Origin of the sequence: Rhodococcus sp. NPDC056743 (assembly GCF_042790355.1) — a bacterium.
Classification (GTDB): Bacteria; Actinomycetota; Actinomycetes; order Mycobacteriales; family Mycobacteriaceae; genus Rhodococcus_F.
Window position 1 is genome coordinate 104,480 of the sequence record NZ_JBHTZI010000003.1, and the last position, 14,495, is coordinate 118,974.

The 14,495-nt window shown below is 61.7% G+C and carries 12 protein-coding genes and 1 pseudogene; 8 read left to right on the plus strand and 5 right to left on the minus strand.

The annotated features are described in order from the left end of the window. The first annotated feature begins 46 nt into the window (after nucleotides 1-46). Nucleotides 47-1,363, plus strand: coding sequence for a lactonase family protein (locus ACFRFQ_RS07940; protein WP_378655375.1), 1,317 nt, complete (start codon nucleotides 47-49; stop codon nucleotides 1,361-1,363). Between the two features lie 35 nt (nucleotides 1,364-1,398). Here ACFRFQ_RS07940 and ACFRFQ_RS07945 read toward each other — a convergent pair whose 3' ends face one another. The 3 genes from ACFRFQ_RS07945 to ACFRFQ_RS07955 form a co-directional block, all read right to left on the minus strand. After that, entirely contained in the window at nucleotides 1,399-2,784 is a 1,386-nt protein-coding gene (locus tag ACFRFQ_RS07945) for an FAD-binding oxidoreductase (protein ID WP_378655377.1), read from the minus strand. A 134-nt stretch (nucleotides 2,785-2,918) separates the two neighbouring features. Beyond that, complete coding sequence (locus tag ACFRFQ_RS07950) at nucleotides 2,919-6,314, minus strand: BTAD domain-containing putative transcriptional regulator (protein WP_378655380.1); 3,396 nt, start codon at nucleotides 6,312-6,314, stop codon at nucleotides 2,919-2,921. 93 nt (nucleotides 6,315-6,407) lie between these two features. Continuing rightward, on the minus strand, nucleotides 6,408-7,868 hold the full coding sequence (locus ACFRFQ_RS07955) for an MFS transporter (RefSeq protein WP_378655383.1): 1,461 nt from the start codon (nucleotides 7,866-7,868) through the stop codon (nucleotides 6,408-6,410). Nucleotides 7,869-8,083: 215 nt separating this feature from the next. Here ACFRFQ_RS07955 and ACFRFQ_RS07960 point away from each other — a divergent pair, with 215 nt between their 5' ends. The 7 genes from ACFRFQ_RS07960 to ACFRFQ_RS07990 all read left to right on the plus strand — a co-directional run bounded on the left by ACFRFQ_RS07960 (nucleotide 8,084) and on the right by ACFRFQ_RS07990 (nucleotide 12,923). After that, entirely contained in the window at nucleotides 8,084-8,992 is a 909-nt protein-coding gene (locus tag ACFRFQ_RS07960; RefSeq protein ID WP_378655385.1) for a hypothetical protein, read from the plus strand. 129 nt (nucleotides 8,993-9,121) lie between these two features. Next, nucleotides 9,122-9,589 (plus strand): SRPBCC domain-containing protein, encoded by a 468-nt coding sequence (locus ACFRFQ_RS07965; RefSeq protein ID WP_378655388.1) that lies wholly within the window; start codon nucleotides 9,122-9,124, stop codon nucleotides 9,587-9,589. Next, on the plus strand, nucleotides 9,586-9,924 hold the full coding sequence (locus ACFRFQ_RS07970) for an ArsR/SmtB family transcription factor (RefSeq protein WP_378655390.1): 339 nt from the start codon (nucleotides 9,586-9,588) through the stop codon (nucleotides 9,922-9,924). Before ACFRFQ_RS07965 ends, ACFRFQ_RS07970 begins: the two co-directional genes overlap by 4 nt. 19 nt (nucleotides 9,925-9,943) lie before the next feature. Continuing rightward, nucleotides 9,944-10,387, plus strand: coding sequence for an SRPBCC domain-containing protein (locus ACFRFQ_RS07975; protein ID WP_378655392.1), 444 nt, complete (start codon nucleotides 9,944-9,946; stop codon nucleotides 10,385-10,387). Nucleotides 10,388-10,438: 51 nt separating this feature from the next. Beyond that, complete coding sequence (locus tag ACFRFQ_RS07980) at nucleotides 10,439-10,963, plus strand: cytochrome C5 (protein WP_378655395.1); 525 nt, start codon at nucleotides 10,439-10,441, stop codon at nucleotides 10,961-10,963. 57 nt (nucleotides 10,964-11,020) lie between these two features. Then, nucleotides 11,021-11,440: a DUF1622 domain-containing protein gene (locus tag ACFRFQ_RS07985; protein WP_378655396.1), complete on the plus strand. Its 420-nt coding sequence runs from the start codon at nucleotides 11,021-11,023 to the stop codon at nucleotides 11,438-11,440. A gap of 46 nt (nucleotides 11,441-11,486) precedes the next feature. Then, nucleotides 11,487-12,923, plus strand: coding sequence for a DUF2252 domain-containing protein (locus ACFRFQ_RS07990; RefSeq protein ID WP_378655399.1), 1,437 nt, complete (start codon nucleotides 11,487-11,489; stop codon nucleotides 12,921-12,923). A gap of 177 nt (nucleotides 12,924-13,100) precedes the next feature. Here ACFRFQ_RS07990 and ACFRFQ_RS07995 read toward each other — a convergent pair. Continuing rightward, nucleotides 13,101-13,499: pseudogene (locus tag ACFRFQ_RS07995) on the minus strand (helix-turn-helix domain-containing protein); the annotation flags it as partial. Further along, a complete protein-coding gene (locus ACFRFQ_RS08000; protein WP_378655401.1) occupies nucleotides 13,477-14,397 on the minus strand; it encodes a neutral zinc metallopeptidase in 921 nt (306 codons plus the stop codon). The gene ACFRFQ_RS08000 and the pseudogene ACFRFQ_RS07995, both read right to left, overlap by 23 nt. Nucleotides 14,398-14,495: the final 98 nt, after the last annotated feature.

The following is a 14,495-nucleotide window of genomic DNA, read 5'->3' on the forward strand; positions in this document are numbered from 1 at the left end:
TCTCGATCGACCTCATTCACTTTCACGTTCGAGATGGTCTCGGGCTGTGACGGTAGTGGGCACTACTGCTCTCGCGCTGACGATGTCTTTCGGTGGTCTGGTCGGTGTCGCGTCCGCAGATACCGTTGTCGGCGACCCCATCGCGGTCGGCGCAGGTCCGCTCGGGGTGGCGTTCAGCCCTGACGGTGCCCGCGCCTACATCACCAACCTGGCAAGCAGATCGGTGTTCGTGATCGACACCACTGCCGTTCCTCCTGCTGTTGTCGGCGACCCCATCGGTGTTGGTGCGTTTCCGAACGGGGTGGCCGTCAGCCCCGACGGGGATCGCGTCTACGTGGTGAACCATGACAGCAATTCGGTGTCGGTGATCGACACCACGGCCGTTCCCCCTGCCGTCACGGCCATCGTCCCGGTCGGTGTGCTGCCGACCGGGTTGGCTGTCAGCCCCGACGGGGATCGCGTCTACGTCGCCAGTTGGGGTGATAACTCGGTGTCGGTGATCGACACCACCGCTGTTCTTCCTGCCATCGTTGGCGACCCCATCGGTGTCGGGGCGGGTCCGGTCGGGTTGGCTGTCAGCCCCGACGGGGATCGCATCTATGTAACCAATCCAGGCGACAATTCGGTGTCGGTGATCGACACCACCGCTGTTCCTCTCGTCGTTGTCGGTCAGCCCATCGGAGTCGGCGTGAGGCCGTCCGGGGTGGCGTTCGCCCCGAACGGCGACCGTGCGTATGTAGCCAACCAGGGCGACAGTTCGGTGTCGGTGATCGACACCACCGCCGTTCCTCCTACTGTTGTCGGCCAGCCCATCGGAGTCGGAGTGAACCCGTCCGTGATCGCGTTCACCCCCGACGGCGACCGCGCCTATGTAACCAACCAAGGCGACAGTTCGGTGTCGGTGATCGACACCAGCGCCGTTCCTCCTGCTGTTGTCGGCCAGCCCATCGCGGTTGGCGAGCGGCCGTACGGGGTGGCTGTCAGCCCCGACGGTGCTCACGCCTACGTCGCCAATCAGGGCAGCAATTCGGTGTCGGTGATCGCAATCGGGCAGGCACCCACCCTGGCCGGTACACCGCCGACCGGGGTTCTCGGCCAGTCCTACAATTACGCCTTCACTGCCACCGGTCGGCCCACCCCCGTGGTGACCGTCACTGCCGGCGAACCACCCTCCGGGCTGCAGCTGTCCGAGGCGGGGGTTCTGACCGGAAAACCCACTGTCGCAGGTACTTTTACGTTCACCGTCACCGCCACCAATGGAATTGACGACCCTACCGACCTGCCGGTGACAATGACTGTGGAAGCACCCACTACGGGCTCCGTGAATTCTCTCGACTTTTCGTTCTGGGGATTCGGTAGCTGAGCCTTCCATAGGTTTTCGATTTCTCGGAGTGTCTTTCATCGGATCTGACGCATGACCTGGCCGACCGCCAGGACTCCGCTCGGATCGTGAGTGTTCGCCAGAGCGGTGAGCCAGTGCGCGGTGTCCTCGTCGTAGGTTCGGGCAATCTGCTCCGGGTCGTTGCTCGGCGCGAAGTTGGGCAGTGTGCGTCCGGTGGTCCAGGGTGCCATCGCGTGTCCCAAGGCCTGGGCATGCGGAACTACTGCATCGGCCACAGGCGGCGCCAAGACTCCGATGCTGAACAACGTGAAAGCGGCATCGCGATGACAGAAGGCACTGCGGTGTTTCGGTTCCCGGGCCAGGGCGCCGCCCAGAAGACGTAGTTCTACGACGGTTTGGGGGGACTGAGACCCGGCTCCGGCGGCGGCGAGAAGGGCGTCGACGGCCTCGTGTGACAGGTCGGTGGTCAGTGCAGTGGATTCGTGTGTCGGCATCGGATCTACGGGATCGGCGTGTACTGCCGCGATGGCTGCGTACGGCAACGTGCCGACGGCGTCGATCAGCGGTGTTGCCACCGAACGGATTCGGCTGATGAGTTCTGCGGCCTCGGCTTCGTCAGCGAGACTCGCGAATCTGACGGCAAACGTCAACCGCCCGGCTAGTGGCGGCGGAACCTGGGGTAGCGGTGGGAGTTGCAGAAAGGCGATAGAGGTGGAGCTGTGCTCGGGAAAGTCGGCGCACCAGTCCAGCCACGCGTGTGCCACGGTGTGTGCATCCACTCCGTCGAAATAGAGTGCGCCGCCGTAGAAGTGGGTGATCGGCATGAGGTCGATGTCGATCGAGGTGACAATGCCGAGAGTTGCCTTGCCGCCACGTAGTCCCCAGAACAGTTCGGCATGCTCGTCCGGGGTGACGTGGACGAGTTCGCCACTACCGGTGACGATGTCGAATGACCGGACATGGTCGGACGAGAGTCCGTACGTTCTGACCATCGGACCGATACCGGCTCCAGTGAGGAATCCGGCGACACCGACGGCGGGCGAAGACCCCGTCAACGGCGCTAAGCCGTGCGGTGCTGCGGCGTCGATGACGTTCTGCCAGATCAGTCCGGCTCCAATTTTGGCTGTGCGAGATACGGGATCGACGACGCACTCCGTCAGTTTGCCGGTATGGACGAGGAGAACATCATTGCCCAGGGATACCGCACCGTGGCCGGTTCGTTGAACGGCGACGCGGAGGTTGTGCTTTGCTGCGAACCGTACTGTGGCCGCAATGTCCTGCGCGTTTTCCACCGCGATTACAGCCCGCGGGTTCACTGGTACTGCGAGGTTCCACGGAGTTGCCAATTCGTATCCAGCCTCGCCGGGTAGCGCCACAGATCCGGTCACCTCTGTGCGCAGCGATTCCAGTGTGGTGTCGAGTGTGGGGGACTGAAAGTTCATGATCTTCCTCTCTCATCCGTCTTTCGGGTGTGTAGGAAGAATGTCTGAATGCGCTTGGCTGGTTCTTGACGGGAAACTCGGCAGGATCCAAGTTTTCTCCATGCGCATTTTCGCAGTTCAGGAGGATTCGTCGTTCAGGAAGACATGAATAGTGCCCGCTCGGCGATGTCGGTCATCCCGAGATCTTTCGATTCGGCCGCAATGGCGGCCAGTTCCCGATCCCGCTCACTCGAGGGCGGCTGTAGCTGAGCCCGAAGCAGGCGGCATCGGAGCAGTGTGGGTGCACCACCGGAACCGGCAGCGATCTTTTCTGCCTGATCGAGGAGTGTCGACGCTTGTTCAGCGCGCCCCCGAAGGGCGTGCAGGCGTGCGGACGCTTCGGCGACGGAGCCCAGTTCGCCCACATGTCCCACTGTGGCGATGCGATCGGTGTGAGGTGCGAGCAAGTCGATGAACGTATCGGCATACTCGATCAATTCCAGATCTGCGACGACTCGTGCGAGCAGCGTCTGGTGCCCCAGAGTTGTCCACGTCTGCGGCCCGAGTTTCATCAGCCACTGCTCGATGCCTGCGGTGACGGATGCTCGATCGCCGCGTGCGCCGGCAATGGCGAGGCTCCACGAATCAGGTTCGACAACACCGGGATCCGATTGCGCCAAAGCGCCTCGTTCCCATTCCAAGGTGTTGAATGCCAGGTCCGAGCTCCCCGCGGTGTACAACTCGGTCTGCAAGTGGATTTGTCTGGCCGTCTCGTATTGCCGCCTCGCCTGCGCGAAGTCGCCCCGCCACTCGGCGAGAGTTGCTTCCATCCAGCGCAATTGGACTCGAATGACGGGAAGCCTCAACAGATCGCAACCGATGATGCCCTGCCGAGCATGTGTGACGGCGGCGTCGACGTCGGCAAGATTCATCTTCGTCATGCTGGCGACAGCGTGGGCGATGACGTCGTCCACGCGCGACTGCTGATGTGGAAGCTCGAAAAGTTCGCGCAGTAGCCGCATCGATTCGATGCTGTGGACTGCGACTCCGGAGAACAGCAGAATCCGCCCGAGAAGGGCGTCGGCTACGACGTCAGGATCGCCGAGATCGCGAGCGATGTCGAGCGCCTGTGTGCTCCAACGGTCGGGGACCGCCGCGTCAGGGTGGTAACAACTACCTACGGCCAAGGCGGCGAGTACCCGTGCGTGAGCTGCTCTGTCGTTTTCTACCAGCGGCTCAACCGCTGCGAGGCGTTCGAGTAGTGGGCCAGGATCGCTGCCATACGAAACCCAAGGCCAGGCGCCGGCAGCGCGAAGCAATGCACCCGCGAGCCGTCCGACAGCGGACGTTCGATCTTCCCGAACAGCGTCGAGGATGCCGGCATTCACGACGTCGAGCACTGTTTGCCCACGCCCAGCGCGTGCAAGAGCCTCAACTCTGGCCACCAACAGATCGTCTCGGGCGTCAGCCGACTGCTGGGAAGCAGGCAGTAGGTCGAAGGCGTGCACCGCAGCTTCCCACCACTCCGCGGCGGTTTCGGAACTCCACCTGTCGGTCGCATCTTGCGCTGCTGACGTGCAGGCCTCCAACACGATGTGTGGATCGACGAGGGGTAGTGCCGACATCAGATGTTGTGCGCGCCGGCTCAACCGGTCCGGATCAGGTGAGTCTGCAAGCACTTCGGCAATTTGGGCGTGTATACGTTGACGTCGCAGCGTGGATATCGATTCGAGTACTTCGTCTCGAAGGAGGCCGTGGGCGAAGGCATAGCCTCCGATCCCCGGTTCGGCCACGATGATTCGTTCGTCGGCGGCTTCGTCGAGATAGTCGGCGAGCGTGTCGAGGTCGAGTCCTGTCGCTGCAGTCAATGTGTCCATCTCGATAGCGTCGCCGATGACCGCCGCAACCCGAAGGGCTTGCAGTACCGCGGGTTCCACGGCAGCGAGCCGACGGCCGAGTACAGACCGAACCGCGCTCGGAATGCTGTCGCCGAGTCGTTCGTTCCGGGGAAGCCTGGCGTACTCCGAGACGAACAGTGGATTGCCGCCGGTTCTTTCGGTGAGAATTCGCGCTTCCGTCTCATCGAGTTCCTCCCCGGATACACAACTGGCGAGGGCCGCCACCTCGGACTGGGCAAGGGCCGGGACCATGATGTGCCGGTTCCCATCACCGTGGAGTACGGCGTCCTGGAGTTTGCGCACCGTGGGTCCGACCTCCGAGTCGCGCAGTGTCAACACGAACCAGACTCTGGCGCTGGACAGTGCGCCGACGAGATAGGTCAGGCAACGAATCGAAGTTGGATCGGCCCACTGAATGTCGTCGATGACCACGGTCAATGGGGTGTCGGTGGCCGCCGATTCGAGTGTGGTGCGAACCCGTTCGTAGACAGCGAATCTGGCCTCGTCGGGATCCACGTCGGTGGGTGGGGTCAGCACTACGTCGGCGTTGGCGCCGAGTTCACGAACCAGCCGCCTGATCGGCCACCACGGTGGTGCTCCGTCGTCCTCGGGGCACCGTGCCCAGACGGCTCGCCCGTGAGCGGACGCTGTTCTCGCCGCGCACTCTTCGGCAAGTCGGGTCTTGCCTATCCCCGCCGGACCGGTCAGTGTCAACCACCGGGGCAAGGCGCGCCGGACGTCGTCGAGCATCGTGGCGGCGATACTCGACTGGGCGTCGCGCCCGAAAAACAGGCGGGTGGGCAGCGGTTCAGGGTTCGGTGCGGGTATCGGGGGAGCGTTGGGTGCTGGAACTTGCTCTGCGCCGGTCCATTCCGGAACTCGGGGCCACGCGGCCAGGCCTGGCTCATGGCGCAGTATCGCGCCTTGAAGTGCCGTCAGTTCCCCGCCGGGCTTCAGCCCCAATTCGGCGTCCAGGAGTGAGGCGTGGGAGTGGAACTGTTCCAGGGCTTCCGGGGACCGCCCTGCCTGGTGCAGTGCGACCATGCGCAGCCAGCAGGTCCGGTCACGAAACGGGTATTCGCTGCAGAGTTGGGCGGCCTCGACCAACGCCGGAGCCAACCGGCCCAAGGCGAGAAGCGCTGTTATTCGGGTCTCTCGGCATTCGGTCCGTACCTCTTCGAATGCCGTGGCCTCCACCTCTACCCAATGCTCGTCGCTCAGGTCGTCGAGGAGTTTCCCGCGGACCGCGGCAAGAGCGCGGTCGGTCGTGGTCAACGCGCCACGCCACTGTCCGTTCTCCGCGTGTTGTCGGCCGGATTCGGCGTCGTCGAGAAAGACCGCAAGGTCGACCTCGCTGGTAGGGATGTCGAGAAGGTACCCGGGTGGTTGACGCACGATCGGTGACGTTGCACCTGTTTCTGTACGGAGTGCTCTGCGGAGGTTGGAGATGTAGGCCTGGATGCTGGATATCGCACTGGCGGGCGCGTCGTTCTGCCAGAGCGCGTCGATCAACCGGTCGGTGGACACGACGCGACCCCGGTTGAGGAGGAGGACAGCGAGCACTGTTCGCTGCTTCCGTGGGCCCAGATCGATCACGTCACTCGCCGCGGGACTTCGTGCAACTTCCAACGGCCCGAGTAGTCGATAGATCATCTGTATCCCCTCGTACCCGCAGACGCAGGACGGTTCGATTCTAAGGAGTGAAATCCATAGATGCAGTGAAAACGGTCATGCAGTACTAAACGGTCAACTTGTGGGCGACAGGACCTGGGTGGGTTTCTCGGAAGGAGTCCGGTCGGTGCGGGTGGTGCGCAGCGTCGCCGCGCACACCAGCGCACCGAGAGCAGCGATGAAGGCAGCGACGAACAGCGCGAGTTGAAGTCCGCTGACGAACTCGTGCGGCGATCCGCCCGGCAGCATCGACTGCGCAGGCAAAAACGCGCCGAGTCCCGCAACTCCGACCGCGATGCCGGTCTGGCGGAACGCGTCATTGATCCCCGCCGCCAATCCTGAATGGTTCGAGGTACTTTCGCCCAGAACCAGCCCGCTCATGACGGGATTGAACACTCCGGCGCCCACGCAGGCGACGACGAATCCGGGGAGTATCGCGTACGGAGAACTCGCCTCGTCGACGACGGTCATCATGACCAGGCCCACGGAGACGAGGATGAGGGAGCAGGTCAGCGAGATCGAGACGGGGATGCGGCCGTCCAATTTCGCGGTGGCACCCGCGACAACGAACATCGCAACCGTCGCCGGTAGATAGACCAAGCCGGCGTCCACCGGAGACAGATGCAGCACGTTCTGGAGGTAGATCGTCGTGTAGACAAAGATCGCGAACAGGGAGGCCGAAATCGAGAACGCCGCGATCTGCGCTCCGGCGAAGGCTCGGTTGGCAAGAAGATGCGGCGGCAGCATCGGCTCAGCAGTGCGACGTTCGTGTAGGTAGAAGCCGAGCAGGGAGACTGTAGCGATCACCGCGGCGGTCACCGGCGCTGGTTCGGTCCATCCGGCCTCGTTGCCGCGCAGCAATCCGAAAACCAGCGCTGCCAGACCTGTTGACACCAGAATCTGCCCGAGTATGTCCGCTCCGCGAGGTCGAGGATCGCGTGATTCGGGAACCCACCGCACCGTCAAAGCCAGTGTGATCAACCCGATCGGGATATTGATCAAAAAGATTGCGCGCCAATCCAACAACTCGGTGAGTAGTCCGCCGACCAGTGGGCCGACGGCAAACGCGCCGCCGATCGTGGCGCCATAGGCAGCCAATGCCGTTGCGCGCTGTGGTCCCTTCTCGAACACGTCCGCCAGCAATGCGAGGGAGCACGCGAAGAGCACTGCGCCGCCGATACCCTGTGCCGCTCGCGCGATGTCGAGTACCCAGATGTTCGGTGCGACCGCGCAAAGCAGCGAAGCCGTGGTGAACCACAGAATTCCGAGGAGGAACACGCGGCGTCGACCTCTCCTGTCTGCCCACGATCCGGCGCTGAGAACCACTGTCGCCAGCGCCAGGGTGTACGCGTCGATCACCCATTGCAGGGCGCTGACCCCGGTGTTCAGGTCCACCGCGATCGACGGCAGTGCGGTGTTGACGACGGCGATGTCGAGCATGAGCATCGCGGTACTGACGCAGACTGCCACCAGGGTGGCTCGCCGTACGGCGGCGGTCTTTACTATGGCGGTCTTCGGATTGATCGGTGCGGTCATGGCCCGTCCTGAGGTATCGAAGTAGTGAGTACTCGGCACACTCTGCACTTCGACGCTTGGGACAAATCGGGCGAAATTCTTGGAACATTCATGGTCTTCCGTCGTGAGCGTGAAGCGACGTACAAGCAACGCATTGACACAGAGCGAGCGTCGGAGTTTGACTGAGACACAAGCTCGTGTTGATTTGCCCGCAGGATTCTCCGGGAGGTTGACGAATGCGCGGAATGAGTTCGCCAATTCCGAGGAATCGACGCGGAGAAAGATCCCATCGCGGAGCCGTGTCGGTTCTGGCATTGGTCGGGGTGTGCATTCTGTCCCTGGCATCGACTCGGACGGCTAGCGCCGAGCCAGTCGCAGAGGCAGTCGACACCGGGTTCGTGATCCCCTTTGTCGGGGCACCCGGCTACGAAACCCTGGCGCCGACGCAACTCACCGATCCAAGTCAGCTCAATCAGCCGCTCGGTCAGCAATGGGCGGACAAGATTGCCGGACGGATCGGGCTGGACAGGGCAGACGCTTTGTCCGAGCAGCAGTACCGCGACCTCATCACGGGCGGCGGGGTCGGTGGAAGCCGAGACGCTGCCGAGGTGATCGACGCGTGTGCCCGGATCCTGACCAATACCACCGGACGTCCCCTCTATTCCGATGTCGACGGCCGGCCCACACCGTCGGTCTTGGCCAGCTACGGGCTCTATGTGAATACCAGTGGATTGCTGGAAAGCCCGGCCAACGCAGACGCTCCGACGAGGCAGGTGAACTCCTTGATCGCTCCAGGCGGTTTTGTGGGCACCTGGTTGAGGAATAACGGTGCGAGCCGATCGCTGATTGCGCTCTACCAGTCGGCATACACCGTGCAAGCCGTTTACGGCTTTGCCTCGCAACAAATTTCGGGCACAGCTCAATTGGTGACCAACACCAAAGGGGGTGTGAGTTCGGAGGTGGGCATGTCGATAGCGCCACCGCTCTGGATGGTGAACTTCGCCTTGCTCTACATATTGAATCCTTCCTTGGCGGCCGCGATGCCTGCTTACTGGGCTCCCATTCCGTCAGTGATTGCGGACGCCGTGAAGGCGAGCCCTACGGGTCAGGTTCCTTTCAGTGATTATGAGTCCTACTTTCAGTGACAGGTCTCGTTCCCGATCGTCGTAGCTGAGGCAATGGCCGCGAGGATCATCGCGCAACGTTTGGTTGCGCATGCGATTCGGGAGAGATAGCCTGATTAGCAACCAAACATTGCACAAGGGGTTGCAGACATGGAGTACGGACGAATCGAGCGGTCTATGTACGTCGAAGCCGCGCCGGACGTGGTTTACGAGGTCATCAGCAGTCCGGAGCACCTGAAGGAGTGGTGGGCCGACGAGGTTGTCGATCTGGAACCGGTCCCTGGTTCCGTTGGTGAACTCGTGTGGGGTGACAGATCCTCGACTGACGGACATGTCGCGCGGATCACGGTGGTCGACGCTCAGCCGCCGCGATTGTTTTCCTTCCGATGGTTTCATCTGGAAAACGATGTGGTGATCCCCGAGAGTGCCCTGCTGGTGACGTTCGAGCTCGTTCCCTCGGGAGACGGGACGACGGTCCGAATGACGGAAACGGGATTCCGCGAAATGGGCTGGAAGGTAGCCGTTCTCGAGGAGCAATACAACTCGCACGTCGACGGTTGGGACCTGTATCTGCCGCGGCTCGTCGAGTACGCCGGCAGCCTGGGGACGAACCGATGAATTTCATCGTCGACGACGACCTTTGGACTGCGATCGGGGATCCGACACGGAGACGAATGCTCGATCTGCTGCTGGCAGACGGCGAAGGGACGGCGACCACACTGAGCGAACAGTTACCCGTGACTCGACAAGCTGTCGCGAAACATCTCACTGCGCTCGACCGCGCCGGTCTGGTGCATGTGAGGCCGGCAGGCAGGGAGAGGCTCTACCGGGTCGATCCGGCGCAACTCGCGCGAGCCGTAGCGCAACTCAATGCCGTCGGATCGACGTGGGACGGCAGGTTGCAGCGCATCAAGCGAATCGCAGAAGCAATCGAACGAAACAACAAGAAGTGAGAAGAGGAAGGAACTCGAAATGGTCGACATCTTGCACAGGGTCGCGATCAAGTCGTCCTCCATTGACGATGTGTACGCGGCACTGACGACGATCGACGGTCTTGCCGGCTGGTGGGCCACCGACACACACGGAGATCCGAATATTGGAGGGACGCTCCAATTCCGCTTCGGAGCGGGCGGATTCGATATGAAGGTGTTAGAGCTCGCACCTGCGAAACGAGTGCTGTGGGAGGTGATCGACGGGCCTGAGGAATGGATCGGCACTCGCGTGGTGTGGGACCTTCGACGTGACGGCGACTACACAGTCGTTCTCTTCACGCACGAAGGATGGAAGGAACCTGTGGAGTTCATGCACCATTGCAGCACCAAATGGGCGCTCTTCCTGATGAGTCTGAAGTCGATGATCGAAACTGGCACGGGCGCACCAGACCCCCGAGACGTCAAGATTGACAACTGGAATTAGGCGACCCCTAAACCGGTACGATGCAGCACAACTCGAGTGGATTGGTGAAACATGGACCCGATTACCCTGCTTGGCGACGAGATTGCTCAGAGCGGGTTGCTCGCGGAGTCACGCGCCGACGACGGAATTATCGTCGGTGTTGCACGGATGCCTGCCGCTGGAACTGACGTGACGGTGAATGTCGATCCCGAGTTCGACGACCGGTCGGACATGGATACCGGCATGCTTCTTGCTGGTGTCGAGCGAGTGCTCACCATCACGACCACGCGATGGGATCAGCTCGTCAATGCGGTTGTCGAGGAGATCGAGGATGCGGTCGGAGATCAGCAGGTGACCGAAACCGTTGATTTGCGCGACGATCTGACTCTCGAGTTCGTAGTCGTCTTCCACGACGCGATACTGCTCTCGTTCGGTGCGCCGAAGCAGTTCCCGGACAGTTGGATTCGCATCCAACTAAATGAAGAACTTGCCGTGGACGACGTCGTCATCGACGACAAGGACGACGATGCCGAGGTTGTAGAGTTCGAGTCTGTCGACGATTTGTTGGATCACCTGAGTTCGACTGGTGAACGCTAGGGCGGTCGACGGCGCGCTTGCTCGACTTCTGGGCGATTTACCTCGAGAATCATCGGCATGGACAAGATCAAGTTCTTCGAGTGGGTCACCGAATGGTTTGAAGTGCTTGGTGTTGTCTCGATGGTTCTCGGATTCGTGTTTGCATTTGTCGTGGCCGGACGTTCGTGGTTTCGCACTCGCAACGGCGGCGCGGCATTCAAGACTCTCCGGGAAACTCTCGGCGCGGTCATCCTTCTCGGGCTGGAGATTTTGGTTGCTGCCGATCTCGTCAAAACCGTGACTTCGTCGCCGTCGCTGACAGATGCTGCCGTACTCGGCATGATCGTCTTGATTCGAACTGTTCTGAGCCTGTCGATTCAGATAGAGATAGACGGGGTACTTCCTTGGCGCAAGGCGTTGGTGTCGAGTCCCCAATTGCTGGTCCGCGCAGCACGCGGATCAAGTGGTGGTGCGACGTCCGACGCCTCGCAGCCGTAGCAGGGCCGTCAACACCGCAGGCCCGAGGAGTGAAAGGTCGCGGGAAATGACTGCAGTACCGGTCGACAAAGTAGCGCCAGCCGACAAGGAAGTTCCTGCGCAGCACCCCACCGTCGACGAGCGGAAGGCACATGGTCGGCAGGGTCGCCGAGATACACCGCTCGCGATGCTGGCCGAACTTGCGGAAAGCGACCGCGACCCGATTTCACTCCTGGAATCTCAAGCCGAATCTCGAGTGCCCGAGTTGGTACCGATTCGCTACGGCCGCATGTCGGCGTCGCGTTTCTCGTTCTTTCGCGGGGCCGCGCTGGTTATGTGCGACGACCTTTCACGCAACCGGAATTCCGCCATGAATACGCAACTGTGCGGCGACGCGCATCTGAGCAATTTCGGGGTCTACGCCACGCCTGAACGAAAGCTGGCGTTTGATATCAACGATTTCGACGAGACCTACCCCGGGCCTTTCGAATGGGACGTCAAACGCCTGGCGGCGAGTTTGGCGATAGCAGGTAAAGACAACGGATATTCAGGTAAAGAACGCCGGAAGATAACGCTTGGTTGCGCCGCCGAATATCGGGAAACGATGATCCGTGCGGCGGAAATGGGAAACCTCGCGGTGTGGTATTCGCACATCGAACCAGAGGACGGTCTCGAAGAATTGAGCAATCAGATCAAGAAGCGAATGCTCGAACGGGCTCGGTCGACGCTTGATAAAGCCCGCCGACGGGACAACATTCAAGCCGCGTCGAAATTTACCGAGATAGTCGATGGCCGGAGGCGATTCATCAGTGATCCGCCGCTGATCGTGCCAGTGGAGGAGCTGTACGACGGACCGGCTCTCGAACGGGTCGAGGAAGTTCTCCGCGGACGAGTTCGTTCCTATCGCAGCACACTGCAGTGGGACCGGCGCGTTTTGCTGCAGAGTTTCGAGATGATGCACATCGCGCGCAAGGTAGTCGGTGTCGGCAGTGTCGGCACGCGGGCCTGGATGATTTTGATGAAGGGGCGGGACGCGGATGATCCGTTGATCCTGCAGGTCAAGCAGGCGTTGCCGTCGGTATTGTCCGGCTACGTGGAAGGGCCGATATTCCGGAACGAGGGGGAGCGGGTGGTGAACGGTCAGCGGTTGATGCAGGCCAGCAGCGACATCTTTCTCGGTTGGGAGCGCGGGCCAGGTCCGGACGAGGTCGAGCATGATTTCTACATCCGTCAACTTCGTGACGGTAAGGGGTCAGCGGTGATCGAAGGCATGAAACCCGAAGGTATGGAAGCGTATGGGCGTTTGTGCGCTCGGGTTCTAGCCTATGCGCACTCTCGATCGGGTGACCGCATCGCTATTGCCGAATATCTCGGCGCGGGAACGGAATTCGATTTCGCGATCAGCGAGTTTGCCGCGGCGTACACCAAACGCAATGCTCGCGATCATGCTGCTCTATTGACAGCGATCGACAAGGGACGGGTGTCGGCACAAACAGGAATCTGATCAACCCGAAATCAGCTGCCGCGCAGTCCCGGAAATACCTGGGATTGGGCGGAGAAGGCACGTGAGCATTACTGATCTCCTGCACCCCAGGGGGCCGGAATAGTCGGCGCGCGATCCTACGACTGGTTGTCCCAGTCGTCGGCAAATGCGCCGGCATGGACGTAGCGCACCGCGGCCGGCTCCGGCGATCAACTCGCCGACTTCGCGGACCACTCGGGCCGCAACAGCGACGAGCCACCGCGCCGAAAGTTGGTCAGGGAACTTCCGTGGATCGGGAGCCAGCGTGGACATCGCGGCGGGCGAGATGACGTACGACGCGGCACCGGCTTGAATGCCCCGTTCGGTCATGTTTCCGCGTTTGCGCTCCTCCACGACAGGGACGAGCGCGTGTTCTTCGAGGGATCACAGGTGGTAATCGACCTTTTGGCGGGTCAGTCCGACGAGGCGCACCAGCGCAGCAGCCGATCCCGGGGTCACCAGTGCGGCCAGGATTTGCTGACGGACCGGGTCGAGTGACGCTTCCGCGGCGGCGGGATGGGCTAGTGGGGAAGTTCTACTTGGCCAATGCTGCGGGATTGTTCAAATCGCGCGCCGAGTAGGTGTCGCAGGCGGATACCTGGCCGGTCTTGTACCCGGCGGCAAACCACAACTGTCGCTGTTGGGACGAACCGTGAGTCCAGCCTTCGGGGTTGACCCGCCCGCTGGTCGACTGCTGGATCCGGTCGTCGCCCACGGACGACGCTGCCGACAACGCATCGCGGATGTCGTTCTGCGACAGCGTCTTCAAGAAGGGTTGGCCTGTAACTTCGTCGGGAATCGTATCGGCGTAATGCGCCCACACGCCGGCGTAGCAGTCGGCCTGGAGTTCGGTACGTACGGCGCCCGACTCGGCACCCTGCGGGTCGGCCTGTGCGCGGCTGATATCCCCGAGTTGATTTTGGATGTGATGACCGAATTCATGGGCAACCACATATTCCTGGGCTAACGGGCCGGCGCTGGATCCGAATCGGTCGACCAGCAACTGGAAGAAACTCGTGTCGAAGTAGGCGGTCTGATCTGCGGGGCAGTAGAACGGTCCGACTTCGCTGGTCGCCTGACCACAACCAGTGCTGACCGATCCGCTGAACAGGATCACCTCCGGGCGCACGTATGCCGTCCCGGTCTGTTTGACCAGTTGTTGTTCCCAGACGTCGTCGAGGCTTCCTACAGTGAGCGTGACGCGGCAGTTCACGTCGTTGTTCGCGTCGGTACCGGTGCAGTCGTCGACCGAGGATAGGCCACTCGACGAACTCGAGGTTTCGGTGGAAGTGCCCAGGAGCGAACCGGGATCTCCGCCGAACAACAGCGCAAGAATGAGCACAATGATGCCGCCTGCGCCGCCGCCGATCGCCAGCTTGCTGCCCCGGCCACCACCCCCGCCGCCTTGAACCTGAACGCGTCCCGCTTCACCGCGGGCCCCCTCGTTGAAGGTCATCTATGTCCGCTTTCTACTGTCGTGAACAAGTGCTTGCCGTCACTTCTGGTGCATAGCTTCGCACGCGAGACGGGTCCGCGTTTCCGGTCTGGGCTGTT